This window comes from Paenarthrobacter sp. RAF54_2, from assembly GCF_052113945.1.
GTDB lineage: Bacteria > Actinomycetota > Actinomycetes > Actinomycetales > Micrococcaceae > Arthrobacter.
In genome coordinates this window covers 30,632-48,253 of sequence record NZ_JBFRDV010000013.1, presented here as the reverse complement: position 1 = coordinate 48,253, position 17,622 = coordinate 30,632, and the positions used below count along the sequence as shown (strand labels likewise).

16 protein-coding genes are annotated in these 17,622 nt (G+C 61.1%); 11 read left to right on the top strand and 5 right to left on the bottom strand.

What is annotated here, in order from left to right; translation table 11 throughout:
• The first annotated feature begins 78 nt into the window (after positions 1 to 78).
• The 10 genes from AB4Y87_RS14225 (at position 79) to AB4Y87_RS14180 (ending at position 11,079) form a co-directional block, all read left to right on the top strand.
• Positions 79 to 552, top strand: a complete 474-nt coding sequence (locus tag AB4Y87_RS14225) for a DUF4192 family protein (RefSeq protein WP_442004976.1) — start codon at positions 79 to 81, stop codon at positions 550 to 552.
• Positions 553 to 805: 253 nt separating this feature from the next.
• Positions 806 to 1,795, top strand: a complete 990-nt coding sequence (locus tag AB4Y87_RS14220; RefSeq protein WP_442004975.1) for a LacI family DNA-binding transcriptional regulator — start codon at positions 806 to 808, stop codon at positions 1,793 to 1,795.
• A 2-nt stretch (positions 1,796 to 1,797) separates the two neighbouring features.
• Positions 1,798 to 2,778: a 2-hydroxyacid dehydrogenase gene (locus AB4Y87_RS14215; protein WP_442004974.1), complete on the top strand. Its 981-nt coding sequence runs from the start codon at positions 1,798 to 1,800 to the stop codon at positions 2,776 to 2,778.
• The gene (manD, locus tag AB4Y87_RS14210; protein WP_442004973.1) at positions 2,775 to 3,992 is read left to right on the top strand and encodes a D-mannonate dehydratase ManD; all 1,218 of its coding nucleotides are present in this window, start codon (positions 2,775 to 2,777) and stop codon (positions 3,990 to 3,992) included. The genes AB4Y87_RS14215 and manD overlap by 4 nt, the downstream gene beginning before the upstream one ends.
• A 3-nt stretch (positions 3,993 to 3,995) precedes the next feature.
• Positions 3,996 to 5,519 carry a mannitol dehydrogenase family protein gene (locus AB4Y87_RS14205; RefSeq protein ID WP_442004972.1) on the top strand — a complete coding sequence of 508 codons (1,524 nt, stop codon included), beginning with the start codon at positions 3,996 to 3,998 and terminating at the stop codon, positions 5,517 to 5,519.
• On the top strand, positions 5,516 to 6,568 hold the full coding sequence (locus tag AB4Y87_RS14200) for an NAD(P)-dependent alcohol dehydrogenase (RefSeq protein ID WP_442004971.1): 1,053 nt from the start codon (positions 5,516 to 5,518) through the stop codon (positions 6,566 to 6,568). Before AB4Y87_RS14205 ends, AB4Y87_RS14200 begins: the two co-directional genes overlap by 4 nt.
• Positions 6,569 to 6,635: 67 nt before the next feature.
• Positions 6,636 to 8,021: an MFS transporter gene (locus tag AB4Y87_RS14195; protein ID WP_442004970.1), complete on the top strand. Its 1,386-nt coding sequence runs from the start codon at positions 6,636 to 6,638 to the stop codon at positions 8,019 to 8,021.
• A gap of 61 nt (positions 8,022 to 8,082) precedes the next feature.
• Positions 8,083 to 8,757 carry a bifunctional 4-hydroxy-2-oxoglutarate aldolase/2-dehydro-3-deoxy-phosphogluconate aldolase gene (locus AB4Y87_RS14190; RefSeq protein WP_442004969.1) on the top strand — a complete coding sequence of 225 codons (675 nt, stop codon included), beginning with the start codon at positions 8,083 to 8,085 and terminating at the stop codon, positions 8,755 to 8,757.
• A complete protein-coding gene (locus AB4Y87_RS14185) occupies positions 8,754 to 9,716 on the top strand; it encodes a sugar kinase (RefSeq protein WP_442004968.1) in 963 nt (320 codons plus the stop codon). Before AB4Y87_RS14190 ends, AB4Y87_RS14185 begins: the two co-directional genes overlap by 4 nt.
• A gap of 319 nt (positions 9,717 to 10,035) precedes the next feature.
• Positions 10,036 to 11,079: a DUF4862 family protein gene (locus AB4Y87_RS14180; protein WP_442004967.1), complete on the top strand. Its 1,044-nt coding sequence runs from the start codon at positions 10,036 to 10,038 to the stop codon at positions 11,077 to 11,079.
• A gap of 123 nt (positions 11,080 to 11,202) precedes the next feature.
• On the opposite strand, the gene AB4Y87_RS14175 is transcribed toward AB4Y87_RS14180, so the two are convergent.
• The 3 genes from AB4Y87_RS14175 to AB4Y87_RS14165 all read right to left on the bottom strand — a co-directional run bounded on the left by AB4Y87_RS14175 (position 11,203) and on the right by AB4Y87_RS14165 (position 13,116).
• Positions 11,203 to 11,868 (bottom strand): hypothetical protein, encoded by a 666-nt coding sequence (locus tag AB4Y87_RS14175; RefSeq protein WP_442004966.1) that lies wholly within the window; start codon positions 11,866 to 11,868, stop codon positions 11,203 to 11,205.
• 562 nt (positions 11,869 to 12,430) lie between these two features.
• Positions 12,431 to 12,817, bottom strand: coding sequence for a glycogen debranching N-terminal domain-containing protein (locus AB4Y87_RS14170; protein ID WP_442004965.1), 387 nt, complete (start codon positions 12,815 to 12,817; stop codon positions 12,431 to 12,433).
• Positions 12,742 to 13,116, bottom strand: a complete 375-nt coding sequence (locus AB4Y87_RS14165) for a glycogen debranching N-terminal domain-containing protein (protein WP_442004964.1) — start codon at positions 13,114 to 13,116, stop codon at positions 12,742 to 12,744. Before AB4Y87_RS14165 ends, AB4Y87_RS14170 begins: the two co-directional genes overlap by 76 nt.
• Positions 13,117 to 13,561: 445 nt before the next feature.
• Between AB4Y87_RS14165 and AB4Y87_RS14160 the strand changes: the two genes are divergently transcribed.
• Positions 13,562 to 15,043 (top strand): aldehyde dehydrogenase, encoded by a 1,482-nt coding sequence (locus AB4Y87_RS14160; RefSeq protein ID WP_442004963.1) that lies wholly within the window; start codon positions 13,562 to 13,564, stop codon positions 15,041 to 15,043.
• Positions 15,044 to 15,744: 701 nt separating this feature from the next.
• Here the strand turns inward: AB4Y87_RS14160 and AB4Y87_RS14155 are convergent.
• Positions 15,745 to 16,527: an isocitrate lyase/PEP mutase family protein gene (locus tag AB4Y87_RS14155; protein WP_442005136.1), complete on the bottom strand. Its 783-nt coding sequence runs from the start codon at positions 16,525 to 16,527 to the stop codon at positions 15,745 to 15,747.
• A 99-nt stretch (positions 16,528 to 16,626) separates the two neighbouring features.
• Positions 16,627 to 17,304, bottom strand: coding sequence for an aspartate/glutamate racemase family protein (locus AB4Y87_RS14150; RefSeq protein WP_442004962.1), 678 nt, complete (start codon positions 17,302 to 17,304; stop codon positions 16,627 to 16,629).
• Between the last annotated feature and the right edge of the window lie 318 nt (positions 17,305 to 17,622).

Genomic DNA, 17,622 nt, shown 5'->3' with positions numbered 1-17,622 from the left:
CGACGCCCACGCAGGACAGTCGAACGATCCCCCAAAGCCTGAAGATCCCAGGACACTAGACCGCCGCTAACGGCGCATATGTCGGCGCCAAAGCAGTTCGCCCTTCCGCAACGGTTGAGACGATCCGCAAAGCACGATCCGCCGATCCGGAGAGTTGGGCGGCTTCGTCATGCCGTGACTCCCCTGCCTGTCCATGGACGGTCAGAAGCAACATCGCTGTTTGTCATTCTGATATTCCGATCATGGCCAGGCGGGACCTCCGCGCAACCAGGGCGCTCTGCGCCGGAACCGATCCGGAAACTTCGCTCGGCGCTCCTGCGTCGCTTGAGAACCAGCCCCCAGCACGCGGCACCCCTCCTCACCACGATCGGCTACATCAACTGGTGGCAAGGCCGAGGCAGCAAAGCCCACCAATACATGCAACTCGCCCTCGACACAGACCCCGGCTACCGCTTCGCCAGGCTCAGCGACCAAATGCTCGGAGCCGGCATCATCGCCGGCTGGAACACCAATAGAGACACCGCCTACAAAACCCAACTCGACATGCCCTAACCGGAAGGCAATCACAGTCCGTATAGGTAACTCGAGTACTGCGAGCGTCGCAGAAATGCGGCGCTCGCTTCGTGTAAGAAGCCCGCTGACATGAGGCCGCCTCCACGGGCAGCTTCCGAAACTGCCGGTCCCAGCCTGCACTTCACGAGCGGCTCCAAGGACTGTGGTGCACGTCATGGAAAACTCTTGACAATCTTGTACAACTCTTTCCATACTGGAGGGGCAAGGTTTCAATGGAGCACCTGGAGGACTCATGTCGGCAAAACTCACGGACGTCGCAAAGCTCGCTGGCGTATCACTGGCCACGGCTTCGCGGGCGTTCGGGGATCCAGGGCGGCTGGCCGCGGAAACGCGGCTGAAGGTGATGGCCGCAGCGGATGAGCTGGGCTACGAGATTCCCGGGGTGAACGGCAGCCGCACTTTTGGCGTCATAGTTCCGGACATCTCAAACGCCGTGTTCGCTGCATTGATCAAGGCAATCCAGAACCAGGCTTGGCATGGCCGTCACCGCATGGTCCTGGCGGACACGTCGGAATCCTCCTCCAGGGAGCGGGCACATCTTGAGAGTTTCGCCACCGGCGTTGACGGCATCATCCTGTGCTCGCCCCGCCTCCCCTCGGACCAGATCCACGCCTTGGCAGGCAACGCGCCGTTGGTCGTCATCAACGGTGAAGCCGAGCATGCCGCCTGCGTCCTGATGGAGGCCGGTGAGGGGCTGCGACAGACCGTGGAGCACCTTCACGCTTTGGGTCATCGCAAAATCGCGTACATCCCAGGCCCTGCGTCATCGTGGGCCAACCGCCAGCGCCTGGCCGCGATCACCCAGTTCTGCTCCGACTGGGGCATTGATCTCGTCACGGTCGGGAACCAAAATGCCACGGTCGACGGCGGACTGGCGGCTGCGGCCTCTGTCGTCGCCAGCGGCGCCACGGCGGTCATCGCCTACAACGACCTCGTTGCCATTGGCATGTTGGCCGGAGCCCGCACGCTGGGCTATCACTGCCCCGAAGACATCAGTGTTGTGGGCGTCGATGACCTCGACATTGCCGCTGCGGCCGAACCAGGCCTGACATCCGTCCGGGTCCCCATCGACCGAAGCGGCGCCCTTGGCCTTGAGCTCCTTCTCGAGCAGATGGCTGGAAAGCCAACCGCCACCGAAGCTGTCCACCTCAGCTCCCAACTCATCGTCCGCGGTTCAACATTTGCCGCACGCACAGCAAACCAAGCCCTCCAGGGAAAGTAACCATGAGAATCGTCATCGCAGACCCCAACCTGCTGCCCCACCGCTCCACCTTCGAAGCTGCTCTGCCCGAAGGATCAGTCACTTCCTGGCATGAGAGCTGGAACGAGCATTCAGTGCTTACAGACCTCAAAGACGCAGACGTTTACGTCGGCCCGCGCTTCACTGGCGCCATGGGCGCAGCGGCGCGGAACCTTCGCTTGGTCCACGTTGGCGGCGCCGGCTACGACGGCATCGAGGCCGACGCCCTACCCTCCGGTGTTGTCTGCGCGAATACCTTTCACCACGAAAGCTCGATCGCTGAACACGTGGCCACTGTGCTTGTTGCCCTCCGCCGGAACCTGCTCGGCCAGGACGCCGCCCTCCGGTCGGGTGTGTGGTCCTCGTCGGTCTATTCGACTTCCATCAGCCAGCCAGAAACTCTTCGTGGCGCCGTGGTGACCTTCCTCGGCTTCGGCCACATCGGCGGCGCAGCGTGGAACCTGCTAAAGGCATTCGGCGCCGAAGGAATCGCCATAACACGCAATGGAAATATCGACGCCAACGCCAATGCCCTGCGCTGGGCCGGTACCACCAAACGGCTCGGCGAAGCCCTCAGCGAATCCACAGTCCTCGTCATCAGCATCCCGCTGGCAGAAGAAACGGCGGGAATCATCGGGGCCGCCGAACTCGATGATCTCGGCCCGGACGGGCTTCTCGTGAACGTGGCCCGCGGACCCGTCGTGGACGAAGCCGCCCTCTACGAAGCCCTGAAGGATCGGCGTATCGCGGGTGCCGCCGTCGACGTCTGGTACCAGTATCCCGGGACCGACGGTCGCGGCGAGCCGTCAACCCATCCCTTCGGGCGACTCGACAACGTCATCATGACTCCACACTCCTCCGGTGTTACCGCGGAAACCTTCCGAAATCGTGCCCTCGAAATCGCCGAAAACGTCACCAGACTGTCCAACGGCGAACCTCTCAAGAATGTGGTGATTTCCAAATGAGCCGCAAAATCGTCAACGTCGACGTCCTTGTTACCAGCCCCAGCCGCAACTTCGTCACCCTCAAAATCACCACCGATGACGGCCTGGTTGGCTGGGGCGACGCCACGCTCAACGGCCGCGAATTGTCGGTGGCCAGCTACCTGCGGGACCACCTTGCACCCGCCCTTCTGGGCAGGGACGCGGACCGTATCGAAGACACCTGGCAGTACTTCTACCGTGGCGCCTACTGGCGCCGGGGCCCGGTAACCATGGCCGCTATCGGCGCCATTGACCTCGCCCTCTGGGACATCAAGGGCAAGGCCCTCGGCGTCCCCGTGTACCAGCTCCTCGGCGGCGCCGCACGAGACAAGATCCTCACGTACACGCATGCGACCGGTTGGGACCTGCCTGAACTTTTGGATTCCGTTGACGAGCGCCGTGAGCAGGGCTTCCGCGCCGTGCGCGCCCAGTCCGGCGTTCCCGGCCTGGACAAGGTCTACGGCGTCACCAAGGGCGCGGCGGGTTACGAGCCGGCGGGCCGCGGCGTAGGTCCAGTGGAGGAGGACTGGGACACCTCGGCGTATCTTCGCCACGCCCCCAGGGTACTTTCCGCGGTCCGAGACCATGTTGGCCCTGAACTGAAACTCCTGCATGACGTCCACCACCGGCTCAACCCCACCGAAGCGGCCCGCCTGGCCAGGTCTTTGGAGGACGTGGATCTCTTCTGGCTTGAAGACGTGACGCCCGCCGAGAACCAGCGCCTGCTGCGGACGCTCCGCCAGCAGACCACCATTCCGCTGGCGATAGGTGAGGTGTTCAACACCATCTGGGACGCGGAACTACTTATCACCGAGCGGCTCATCGACTTCATCCGCACTGCCGTGGTTCATGCCGGCGGCATCTCCCACGTCCGCAAGATCCTCGCCCTTGCCGAGGTTTACCAAATCAAGGGCGCACCGCATGGTCCCTCGGATGTCTCCCCCATCAATCTCTCCGCCTCGCTGCACCTCGGCCTTGCCACATACAACTTCGCCATCCAGGAGTACATGGGCTACGACCCCCTCGTGTCGGAGGTGTTCCGTTCCAGCTTCCGTTTCGAGGACGGGTACCTGCACCCAGGCGACGAACCCGGCCTCGGCGTAGAGGTGGACGAAGAGGCCGCCGCCCGCTTCCCGTACAAGCAGGCCTACCTGCCGATTGCCCGTGAGCTCGACGGCTCCATGAAGGACTGGTAAACCATGGCATCCCCAAAGACCCCACCACTCTCGCTGGGCACACCTGGCCTCATAAGCAGCCGCATCGCCCCTCCTGCGGGCATCGTCCACTTGGGTCTTGGCAACTTCCACCGCGCCCACCAGGCCGTCTACACCGACGCGGCCATTAAAGCCGGCGGCGGCGACTGGGGAATCATCGGCGTTTCCAGCCGGTCCTCGACTGTCACGGACGCCATGCACGCCCAGGACATGCTCTATACCGTGGTGGAAATCTCCCCCGAAGGCTCGGGATTTTCGATCCCCCGGGTACACACCGACGCTTTTGTGGCAGCCAAGGATCCGGAGCGCGTGCCTCTTGCCATCGGTGATTCCGTGACCAGGATTGTCTCCCTCACCGTGACCGAGAACGGCTACACCTATTCACCCTCCACCGGATCGTTGAACCTCGCCGATCCGGCCGTACAACACGACCTGCTCAATGCCACCGCGCCCAAGACGCCGATCGGCCAAATCCTCCGCGGACTTCAACACCGTGCCCGCACACACTCAGAACCCATCACGATCCTTAGCTGCGACAACCTGGCGGACAACGGCCACCATACACAGCGGCTGGTCCGCGAATTTGCCTCCAGGCTGCCAGCTGCCGAAGCAACGGAAACGCTGGCATGGATCGATGCCCATGCGAGTTTCCCGTCATCGATGGTGGACAGGATTGTACCGGCCACCACCGAACACTACCGAGCCCTTGTCGCGGAAGAACGCGGCTACATCGACGCCATCCCGGTCCCGGCGGAACCCTTCTCCATGTGGATCATGGAAGATAACTTCATAGCGGGCCGGCCCATGTGGGAAGCCGGAGGTGCTGTTTTCTCCAACGATGTCGCCGGGTATGAACAGCTCAAGGTCCGGCTCCTCAACGGCACCCACTCCCTGATCGCTTACTTGGGTGCACTCTCAGGCGCCGCCACTATCCCTGAATCGGTAGCGCAGGCCCACATCGAACAGGCAGCCCGTACGGTGCTGCGCGACGAGTACCTGCCCAGCGTCAACGTTCCCGCCGGGGTGGACGTCGGCGCCTACGAGGAGCAACTCTTCTCACGCTGGCGCAACTCGGCTTTGGGCCACCGCACCAGCCAAGTCGGTTCCGACGGTTCGGTGAAACTCAGGCAGCGTATTCCGCTGCCGGCGCTGAAAATGCTCGACGCCGGGACCATGCCGCAGCTTCTGGCACTCACCACAGCGGCCTACCTGAGTTGCCTCGCACCGTTGGGTGGCTTCGAGCCCGGGGAACATGCAGATGCCATGGAAGATCCCGCCCGTCGCCTCCTGTCCGGTCTGGCGGCCCAGTCCCGCTCCGGCCATGAGCTGGCCGAAAGTGTCCTGGCCGATCACCATCTCCTCGGCGAGGAACTTGCCGAGCGCACTGACTTCATCGAACGCACCGGCGAATTTATCGACATCCTGCATTCCCACGGCCCACTGGCCGCCATCGCCGATGCCGGCAATCCGACATCCCGCCCCCACGCAGCCCACCGGAGCACCCCATGAACACCCAAACCATCCTTTCGGAACATCGCACGGATCTGCCAACGACCACCGAAGCAGCCGTCCTGCATGGCGCCGGCGATATCCGCATCGAGAACAAACAATTGAAACCGCTTGGCCCGAACGACGTGTTGGTGGAGATGCGTTCCGGTGGAATCTGCGGCTCCGACATGCATTATTTCGCAGAGGGTCGCAATGGCAGCAACGTCCTTGGCCAACCCACCATCCTCGGCCACGAGGGCGCCGGCGTGGTGATTGCCGCCGGCGGAAAGGCCCGCACCGCCGTCGGTACCGCCGTCGTCATCGAACCGGCCATGCCATGCCGGGAGTGCCCGGCATGCCTGTCCGGCCGCTACAACGTGTGCCCAACTGGAATCTGCTTCGGTTCCCCGCCCACGGACGGGCTCTTTGCCCGCCACGTGGTGGTGGCCGACGCCACCCTCCACGCGCTACCTGAAGCCGTACCAGCCGAAATCGGAGCCGCGATCGAGCCACTCGCCGTGGCGGTCTGGGCCGTCGAACGCGCGCAGGTCCAGAGCGGGCATCGGGTGCTGGTCACTGGTGCCGGACCCATTGGCCTTCTCGTGGCCCAGGTCGCAGCGGCCGAGGGCGCCAGCGAAATCGTTGTCACGGACGTCAACGACGACCGGCTCGCCGTCGCTGCCCGGCTGGGAGCAACACGCACCATCAACACCTCCACGGAACCACTTGACCTCAAAGACATGGACCGCCTCATCGAATGCTCCGGAAACATCCGCGCACTCGTCGATGGCATCCACACACTGGGTCCGGGCGCCCGCGCCACGGTGGTCGGGCAAGCCCGGCCCACAGTAGACGGCATTCCGCTTGGCTACCTGCAGCGTTACGAAATCGACCTTGTGACGGCGTTCCGGTACGCCAACGCGTTCCCGACGGCGATCGGCCTGGCCGTATCCGGGAAAGTGGACCTGCGGTCCATCATCACGGCCACCTATCCACTCAACGACGCAGCAGCGGCCCTCACGGCTCCTGTCAACGATCCGCGCAATCTCAAAGTATTGATCAGCTACTAAACACCCCCGCACGGCACGGATGCCGCCGGAGAGCATCACAGAAACATCCATTCAAAGGAGTATGGAAATGACGACAGCAGCAAACCTCCCACCAACGCCCGTGGACCAAACCAAGGTCCGGAAGGCCGCCGTCGCAGGTCTCATCGGTACCACGCTGGAACTCTATGACTTCGTCATCTACGGCACGGCCTCGGCCTTGGTCTTCAGCAAACTCTTCTTCCCCAACATTTCCCCAGCGACCGCGCTCCTCGCAAGCTTCACCACCTTCGCCGTAGGCTTCCTTTTCCGGCCCCTGGGTGGAATATTCTTCTCCCACTTCGGCGACAGACTGGGCCGGAAATGGATCCTCGTTGTAACCCTTCTGCTCATGGGCGGCGCAACGCTGGTCATCGGCCTGCTGCCCACCTTCGACCAAGTGGGACTCCTGGCACCGATCCTCCTGTGTGTCTGCCGGGCCGCCCAAGGCTTCGGCGCCGGCGCAGAACAATCCGGAGGTGCCACATTGCTGACAGAGTCGGCTGCTCCAGGTACCCGGGGACGCTTTGCATCACTGATCATGGTCGGCGCGGCAGCCGGTACCGCACTAGGTGCCCTCGTATGGATCGCCGCCCAAGCACTGGCACCGAACGACATGCTCACCTGGGGCTGGCGGCTCGTGTTCCTCTCCAGCATCTTCGTCACCATTGCCGCCCTTGTCATCCGGCGCAAACTCGACGAGTCTCCGGTCTTTGAAGAAATCAAGCAAACCCGCACAGTCCCGCCCGCACCGCTCAAGGAAGTCGCCAAGAACGGCAAGGCCAACGTCCTGCGCGTCATCCTCATGAACTTCGGCGTCAGCACCCAGTCCTACACCATCCAAGTCTTCATGGCCTCCTACCTCATCACCGTCGTGGGCACCGACCCGAAATTCATTCCACCCGTACTTCTCATCGGTTCACTCTGCGGTGGCGTGGCGGCAGTATCCTTCGGCATCCTGTCCGACAAGATCGGACGCAGGCGCGTTGTTTCCCTCATTACCGGGGCCCTGATCCTCTTCCCCGCCCCCGCGTTCCTGCTGTTGACAACGGGCTCCCCGGCAGCAATCGTCATGGTCATCATCATCGGATTCATGCTCGCCTGCCAAGGCGTGGTCGGAGTACATATGAGCTACTTCCCCGAGATTTTCGGCAGCCGCTACCGCTACGCAGGCGTGACCCTGGGCCGGGAGTTCTCCTCCATCATCGGCGGCGGCGTCGCTCCCATGATCTGCGCAGGCCTGCTGGCAATGTTCAGCAACTCCTGGATCCCGATCGCCATCTACATGTCCTTGACCATGGCCGTAAGCTTCATTGCCACACGGATGTCCCCGGAAACGCTGAACCGGGATCTGACCGATCCCGAGGACGCCCGCCCAAACCGGCCCCTTCTCCAAACAATGGTCGTAAATAACCAGCTCTCCGCCACCGACGCCTAGCACCCCAGCGCTCGTTGACTGATCACCCATGACTGATCACCCCACACCACGAAGGAACATCATGCTCCAGCTCGATACCAAGGAGATTCCCATCCGTCCGGACCTGTCAGCGATGCTCCGCGATACCGGCGTCGTCGCTGTCCTTCGGGCCCGGCACGCACGGGAGTATGCTCCGGTGATCGACGCACTCCAGCAGGGCGGTGTGCTGAGCATCGAACTGACGCTGAGCACACCAGGCGTCTTCGATGAACTCCCACTATTGCGGGATCGATTCGGCGACGGTGTGGAAATCGGCGTCGGAACGGTAACTACGGCCACTGACGCCGAAACGGCGTTGGACCTCGGCGCCGCGTACATCGTGACCCCCACGACCCAGTCCGAGATCATCGCTGCGTGCGTCCAGCGGGACGTCCCCATCTTTGCCGGTGGATTGACGCCCACCGAACTGCATGCCAGCTGGAAACTGGGCGCCACGGCCGTCAAGATCTTCCCCGCATCCGCGGTGGGTCCAGCATATGTTCCGCAACTGCGTGGCCCTTTCCCGGACATCCAAGTGGTTCCCTCCGGCGGGGTAGAGATCGAGGACGTCCCAGCCTGGATCAAAGCCGGAGCCTTGGCAGTCAGCCTGGGAGGCCCGTTGCTGGGTGATGCCTTCAGCGGCGGGGACCTCGGAGAACTGACGGACAGGGCGCGTCGCCTTCGAGCCCTCGTTGACGAAGCGCGTGCTGCCGCATGAAGCGCAGACCGTATGTAGTCACGTTGGGCGAAACCATGGCCCTCATGGCCGCGGACCAACCCGGACCCTTGGCACATGTATCAAGCATGAGCCTGGGCATAGGAGGCTCGGAATCAAATGTCGCGATCGGCCTTCAACGCTTGGGCGTCCAATCAGTGTGGTGTGGCAGGGTCGGTGACGATTCCCTGGGTCAACTCGTGGAACGGGAGATCCGGGCTGAAGGCGTGGATGTCCGCATCACTGTGGATCACGAAGCCCCCACGGGCCTGATGATCAAGGAGCGTCGGACGTCCACCTCCCAAAAAGTCATGTACTACCGCTCAGGCAGCGCAGGATCCCGTATCGCCCCGGACGATGTCGATGAACAACTCATCTCCGGGGCCGCGCTGCTCCACGTCAGCGGCATAACCCCCGCGCTATCACCACAAGCCGCCATAACGCTTCACTATGCCATTGGTACCGCCAGGGCGGCCGGCGTTCCCGTGTCCTTCGACCTGAACTACCGTTCCCGGCTCTGGGACGAAGCAGCCGCTGGAAGCGCTTATCGGGACATCATCGCCTTAGTGGATATTGTCTTTGCCGGCCTTGAGGAGGCTGAACTCGCCGTAGGCGCAGCACCCTATGGCAGTGGCGCTGAGATGGCCGCCCGAAGGATCGCATCGCTGGGCCCTGGCCAGGTAATCATCAAGCTGGGCGCAGCCGGAGCGTTTGCACTCATTGATGGCACCGAATTCTCCCAAGAGGCCACACGCATCGATGCCGTGGACACCGTCGGCGCCGGTGACGCCTTCGTTGCGGGCTATCTGGCTGAATTGGTTAGCGGAATGGAGCCGCAGAAACGGCTGGAGACCGCGGCAAGTGCCGGCGCATTCGTTTGCCTCGTCCCCGGCGACTGGGAAGGCCTTCCGCGCCGCGAAGAACTGCCGTTGCTGAGGGCCCATGAACCGGTCAGCCGTTGAACACAATCCTTCTGCCTCCTGGCGCCAGCAATGAGACGCGCGCTGAGTTTGTTGGACGGAACGGACTGGGACGCCTTGGAATACGGGGCGAAAGACTGGTCCTGGCAAGCGCGGCGTCGGCATCAGTTGGTATGCCTTGGCTGCGGCGGCCAGGCAGTCTTCAAGATGGGTCCCGTGAGGCAACCGTGCTTCGCCGCACGGCACCGCCGCGGCTGCTTGATTGCCACAGCATCATGGAGCGCGTTCCGCTACCTGCAGTAAACACCTCCCGTTCAGCTCGTCACATCACCCCTCGCCCGGTCTAAAACGTGGAGCGACAATGCCTCAACACTACGAACAAAATGCCTTTTTCATCGGAGCGTATGCAGCTGCACCAAGCCTGATTGTGTGGGACCCGGTCGCCGAAGGAACATTCCTGAAATCTGTTCTGGCGCTGCCAAACGTCGCTGGCCTGGAAGTTCCGTTCACCGGAGCCCTTCATAAGGACGACGAGGACTGGTTCCTTCAGCAGCTTCCCGAACACGCAGATTATGTGGTGACAACCATCCCCGGAACCATGGCCAGGCTCGGAGCAGACCCCGCATTCGGCCTGGCGTCCACCTCAACAGCGGGCCGCCGCGCTGCCATTGGATTCGTTCATGAAGCCCTGCAGGCCGTGACCAGGCTGAATTCACGAGTTGGACGCCCGGCCGTCACGGCGGTGGAAATCCACTCAGCCCCTGTGGCCTCCAGCGGCAAAGCCGCAGTCACCGCCTTGAACGAATCCTTGGCCGAGATCTGCTCCTGGGACTGGCAGGGAGCCCGGGTTGTCCTCGAACACTGTGACGCTTACGTTGCTGGCCAAACGCCTTCCAAGGGCTTCCTGACCCTGGAAGCTGAAGCCGAAACGGTTCATCGCGCCAATGCATCCGGCGGCACCGTGGGCATGTCCATCAATTGGGGACGTTCCGTCATTGAGCAGCGGAGACCGGAGGCCGCACTTGACCACATCACGTACCTCCGCGATGCCGGATTGCTGGCAGGAGTCGTTCTTTCCGGCTGCGCATACGCAGACACACGCTTCGGGCCTGCATGGGCAGACGTCCATGTCCCCCCGGCTCCTGCCGCATCCGGCCCAGGCACGGAGACGAGTTCGCCCGGACCGTCGGACGGACTGCTGGAGCCCCTCTCCCTGATGACGGCTGGACGGATCCAGGAATGCCTCCTCGCCGCAGGACCGGGAGAACAGACAGGGTTTCGCGGCCTTAAAGTAGCCGCTGCGCCAAACGCCAGCGTGGAAGAGCGAATATCCACAATTGCTATGAGCTTGGAATTGTTATCCGGCCTTCAAGAAGTCCCCGCTCCGGCAGAAGGACAGCGGTAACTCCTTCGGCATCTGCCGGACAATGACGCGAACCGGTCCTTTGTCTGCTCCCGGGATGATCATGTCTGTTCTGTCCGGCAGCTTGCCGGGCCGATTCTTCACATGCAGCCTGTAGGAACTGTGTCACATCGCGAATTTGCGATGAAGCCGAGACCGCTCGTTCCCCATGTCTGCGATCGGGTGGCTCCCACTGCCGTCCGAGCCAGAGCAGGGCCATGGTTTACAGCCGTCCATGATCAACCCGAACTCGGCGTGGGTGAGGAACATCATTTCGTCCTCGGCCTTCTCAACGCTGGGCAGCCGCACACCCCGGCATGGATTGCGGGTGATGTACCCCAGCATCTCCGCGGTGTTCATGGATGCAGAGATCAACCCGTGGACGTTCTTGATCGTCTTGGATGACCGACCTTTGGCCATCATCGACTTCACCCAGTACGCGATCATCCGGTAGTCGAGCTTGTCGACAGGGACGTGACCGATGACCTTCTTCACATGGAGGTCGAGCATGGTCTGATAGGTCTTCACGGTCCCGCTCGTCGGCCGGACCAGCAGGTCAATGTGCTCCTGGATCAATTCGCCAACAGTCGGAATTTTCGCCCTGTTGTCCAGCAGTGCTTGCTGCGCGATTTCGAAATACTGTCCATTCGCATCGAGCAACCGTTTCAGAGTTTCAGCCTCATGCGCGGAGTCGACAGTGATGCCCTGTTGCTTCCGGATTTTGGGGTCGCGCCAGACCACCATGAAGGACGAAGAGCCGTCCTTTTTGACGCGTTTCCGGATACTAGCCACATAAAAATGCTAGATCCGTGCCAACAGATTTGGGGGTTTTGTCAACAGTCAGGGGCCATATAGGCCCCTGACCTGCGACAACACAGTGCCCGAGGTGGGACTCGAACGGGATTCAAGGCCTTGCGAACACTGGGAACTCCCGAAAACATGCGGAATACGGGCCAGTCCGGCGGCTATACGGGCCAATCCGGAGCGGAAAGTGTGGACATTGTTCACACTTCTTTTTTGCTCCACCGCCACCGAAGAAAAGGACCCGACGCTGCTATGCGCATTCGGATCGGCACCAGCAAAATGGGAGCCGGCACACACTAGAGACCGCCTGCTAAGTCTCAGCATTTTCGCCCGCTTGGAGCCTTCTGCCGGGATGAGGCGGCGGCCAGGGCACGACTCACACCGATCGGTCGAACAAACCAAAATCCGGCAACACTCCGCCCGGCAGAACGATGAGACATCCAACACGAGGGCTGCACCTCCTTCATTGTTAACATGGCGGAGAAGACAATGAGCATCATGACAAGACCCTCCGACCGTCCCGACGACAGAACATCGGTTATCGGCCAAGTCAGGCGGGGTCGCGTCTCCAAAAGGGCTTCGTCCTGCGAATGAACTGCGCGCCCTGCCCTTGCGCGTGGGCGCCGGGAGCGACACTCATGCGTGTACTCCAAAATCCATGCGGCGGAACTACAATGCGGTAGGCAATTCCGTCCGGGGATGACTCAGCGCCAGGCGCCGAGATGACCACATGCTTCCGGATGTCCTGCCAGGATGCCCCTATGGTCAGCACTTCTGCTGTTGCCTCACGTGATTCGTCCCAACGCCGGTGGAACCTTGCTTCCTTCACCTCGAAGAGGTCAGCAAAGTCTGCTTCGACTCTCAGACTGACCCTGCAACGGGCTGGAAACGTCGAGTAGTTGCGGAGGGTGATCCGTTCCGGGATTCCAGCACCCACCTCAGAAGGCGTTCAACAACAAGCGGGGTCTCAACATGGCCGTCCGATCCTCGCACGCGTCCCGCAAATAGGGCCCTGTACGGTTCCTTCAAGGTGGCCGCCAAAGGCTCCACCGGCTCACCGTTTATCGTCAGGTTCCAACCCGACACGATCCGCGTGTCCTCGTAAAAGACACCGTGGGGATACTCCGGATGAATATCGCCATTTCGCGACGATATGCAGAAGGACGAACCTTCCACCAACGTCATCGAACCGGACTCCAGCGGGCAGGCAGCAGCATCAGCATTCCAGCCAGGCATACAGCTCCTTTAAGGACGACAGCATCGGCCAGGTGAAGAGCCTCAGGGGGCTTTGGACTTCCGGCGCGCACGACGATCGCCTGCTGAGGCTACGCTTGCCGCAGGCGTGAATCCACAGTCAGGGGCGAGATATCGGCTTGCGCGAACGGCCAGGGAGCTCATTCGCGCCACGGCAAATCCTCGACGTGGCAGGAAGCAACCTGCAGCTTCGCCATTCGATCCTGACGAACGGGCGGGGCGCCGACCCTAACGAGCGGTGCGAACGTGACCTCAACTGAGAGAAATTTGCAATATTTCCTTGCGCGAGATGGCTATAAGTATCCTACAATATGGGATATCCTGAATCTGCGAACACGGCGCTAACTTGCCCGCCGAAAAATCACACTGGACCCGCCAGGTCAGGACATGCACGTGCGCAAGACTCAACTCATAGGAGAGCAAACGAGTGACTAAGTACCAGCACTATATCGACGGCGATTGGATTGATCCTGAAGGTGGGCTCTGGCTCGACACCATTGATCCCTATCGGGGTGAGCCGTGGGCCCAGATTGCCCGCGGCAACAGCGACGATGTAACCCGCGCTGCTACCGCTGCCCACCGAGCCATGACAACGGGGCCTTGGGCTACTCTGTCTGCATCCGGCCGCGGTAAAATTCTGCGGAACATTGGGGACGTCGTCGCCAAGAATGCGGAGCAGCTGGCGGAGATCGAAGCACGCGATAATGGAAAGCTGCTTGCCGAAATGCACGGCCAACTGGAGGCTATCGCTGACTGCTGGTATTACTACGCTGGTCTGGCAGACAAGGTGGAGGGTGCCTCAATTCCAGTGGCGAAACCTAACACCGTCGCCTTTACAACTCGCGAACCCATCGGCGTCGTTGCCGCTTTGACCGCCTGGAACTCGCCACTGTGGTTCGCCACTGTTAAAAGCGCCCCCGCGATGGCAGCTGGCTGCGCCGTCGTGGTCAAGCCATCCGAGTTTGCCTCTGCCAGCACCCTTGAATTCGCCAAGCTGTTGAAGGAGGCCGGTCTCCCTGATGGCGTATTCAATGTTGTCACCGGCCTAGGACCCGAAGTGGGTTCGGCGCTGGTTGAGCATCCCGCGGTCTCGAAGATTACGTTCACCGGCTCTGACGCAACGGGAGCAAAGATATACGAGACGGCCGCGCGCTCGATGAAGCGGGTGTCCCTGGAGCTAGGTGGAAAATCACCGAACATCGTTTTCGAGGACGCCGACCTCGATTTGGCCGCTGCCGGCGTCGTGTCAGGAATTTTTGGAGCCGCTGGCCAGATGTGCACGGCAGGCTCCCGCCTTCTTGTTCACAGTTCCGTCAAGGAGGTCTTCACCGAAAAGCTCCTCCACGTCGCCCGCAGCATCCGCCTCGGTGATCCCATGGATCCACAGACCAATGTCGGTCCCATTGCCACTCCTCCGCAGTACCAGAAGGTCCTCCAGTACATCGATATCGCCGAGGCCGACGGGGCACGATGCATACTTGGGGGAAAGCCGGCAACTGGCCCTGGCTTGACCGGCGGTCAATTTATCGAGCCGACCATATTCGCAGATGTGACAAACAATATGCGCATTGCCCAGGAAGAGGTCTTCGGGCCGGTCCTTTCAATCATCGAGTTTGAGGATGAAGAACAGGCTGTGCAGATTGGTAATGACATTGCTTACGGGCTTGTCGCCGGTGTCTGGACGAAGAGCATCGGACGTGCCATGCGGATGTCAAAAGCACTCCACGTGGGGACAGTCTGGGTTAACACGTACCGTTCATACAGCTACATGGTGCCGTTTGGGGGAATGAAAGGCTCCGGCCTGGGACGGGAGCAAGGAATCGAGGCTATCAACGAATACCTCGAAACCAAGAGCATCATGATCTCAACCGATGACAACGCACCTGCCAACACTTTCGTACAGCGCTGACCTACTGTTGGACGACATTGAAGACCTCCGAGCAGCTGTCTAAGCTGGCGGAGGTCTTCAATGTCCCGGCCTTAAACAGGCGGCGGCAGTGACGGGCCCAAACCCTGTTCCCTGAGGCAGGGGCGCGGCCTCGGTGATTTGTGCCAGTTCGGCTTCCGGACGTCCATTCCAAAAACATGGGGTGCGCAGGAGTGCCGTGAGTGCGTTGAAAGGCGACAGGAAAGCCGTCGGTGCAGCAGCGCCAGCCGATAGAGTCGGTGCCCAGCCGCGGGACACCTATCGTTTGGGGCCTGGTCCTACCGAAGCAGACGCTGTCCATGCTCGCCCGCGCCAGTTACTCAACCACTGTCTGATTGCGTTCGCCGGCGATAATGGCCGCCATGTCAGCGGTGCCAGCGACGTTCCGTGCTGGCACCGTGGCGGAGGTCCGGGTGATTGGCGCAGGACGATGTCCCAGGCTGGCTACACAGCAGCACTGCGATTAAAAGAAAGAGGTTAGAGCCGGCGCCAATTCCGTGGCCGAAATTGCCGCCGGCTCCAGCACAGTTCAATATCCGGCCAGACAATGAGTTGTCGTGAGCTGGGACCCCCGCCGTTCAGGGCTAAATGTCGGGGCCCACCTGGGCTAAAAAGTCACCCAATGTAAGAAGCGCAGCCGTTCAATGTTGAGTGAGGCAAGTGCGGACATCGCGCGCCATGCACTAATTTAGTTGCGGGGTATCGTTGGGAACGACACCTTTCGCATACAGGTCGGTTGCAAGGTCCCGAAGCGCGCGCAGAGCGACACGTTGAGTAAAAGGACCATACGAAACTCGGGCTACGCCAAGTTTTTCCATCTGGGCGGCAGGAAGCGATCCGGGGGCTCCACCGCCCACAGACAGTTTCCCCCAGCCAAGGCCCTCGACCAGAGGTTCGATGACCTCGCGGGTGCGCGCTCCTGGAACAAACACCAACGCGGCCCCTGCATCCAGGAATGCGCGGCCACGTGTGACAGCGTCTTGAACGCTCTCCTGGATGGGGCGCCCGCCGCCCAACATGATGGCATCAGTACGGGCGTTCAACTGGAACGGAATGCCCTCTGCATTGGCCGCGGCGACGATGGCTTGCACGCGGGCAACTGCTTCGTCAAAAGGCCGAAGACGGTCTTCAACGTTCGCTCCCACGACGCCGAGACCGATAGCCTGCCGGATGGTCTCTGCCGGATTGTCGTAACCATCGTCAAGGTCCGCTGTGACAGGAAGGTCAACCGCTCCTATGACCGTTTTGATCCCGGCTAGGGCCAATTCCAAGGGCATCGTGCCGTCCTCAAAACCATACATCGCAGCGATGGAGTGGCCGGCAGTCGCGATGGCCTTCGTCTCCGGCAACGCAGCGATGGTCGAGGCACTGATGGCGTCCCACACGTTGACAAGCCGAAGGATCTCTTGGCTTTCGTGCAAAGCCTTCAACTGTTGTGCCCGATCTGATAATTGATCTTCAGTCAACACGCTATTCCGTCCTTTGTCGTTCTCCGCAAGAAGCTCTTTTTCCTCATGCGGGTATGGTTTACAGCCTGAATGCACGGCCATGGCTGGTACGAAGAGTCACGGGGAAAGCTCGGCGACGCGACGAGCCAGAAAATCAACGCCGAGGCGTGGACTTGAGAGCACCGGAATCTTTGTCTTTTCCTCGAGGACGGGAGCAAGGCGGTTCATCGATGCTTGCGCCAACACGATCATGTCCACCTGCTTCGCGAGGTCTACCGCCTGCTCGATGACCATGTCGTCGTGTCTTCCCCGGTCTCCGCTCATGAGAACGGAGAAGGCCCCATCGCACAATCTCGTTTCGATGGCGAGGTCGCGCCCGATCTCGCCCGCCTTCGTCCGGATCAGATCCGAGGTCGGTCCAAGGGTTGTTGGCACTGTAGCCAGGACGCCAATCCGGTTGCCCTCGGCAGCAGCCCGTATTGCCATCGCCTCGTCAATTTTAACAACCGGCGTGTGAACCTTGCGGGCCGCGGCGTCAAGCGCTGGGCCTAGAGAGGAGCAGGCAGAAAAAATGATGTCGGCGCCCGCTTCTTCGGCCGCTTGCGCCAGATGCACCATCCGCGCTTCGCTATGATCCGAAATCCCGTTTTCACGCACAACCGTGGCTAATACATCTGAGTCTACGAAATGCAGGACTTCAGCATCGGGTATCAATTCAGCAATAAGGTCATTAATTATTGGCTCGACTGAAACAAAAACGAAACTGGTATGCAGGATTGCAATTTTTTTTGACATGCTTATGTCCCTTTTCAGGTAAATGAAGACTCGGTCCATGGCACCTTGAAAAGGCCAAGGATCCGAGGGGATGCGAACGCAAGATTGGGACTTGGCGCAAAACAGGGCCCTTACCCGCAGTTCACAGAATATCTCACAGTATGGGATAATGGCAAGACCTTCCTAAGGGCAATCAGCTTGATGCGCTTGGTGAGGTAACTGCCGGGCTTCAGGAAGGACCCAAATAACGGCTGAATCCTGGGTCAGAACATCAACGATCGCCTGGAAGAYGTTTTGCGGGGATTCTGAAACGGTGACACGGTCGCCCGGCCGAAGGCT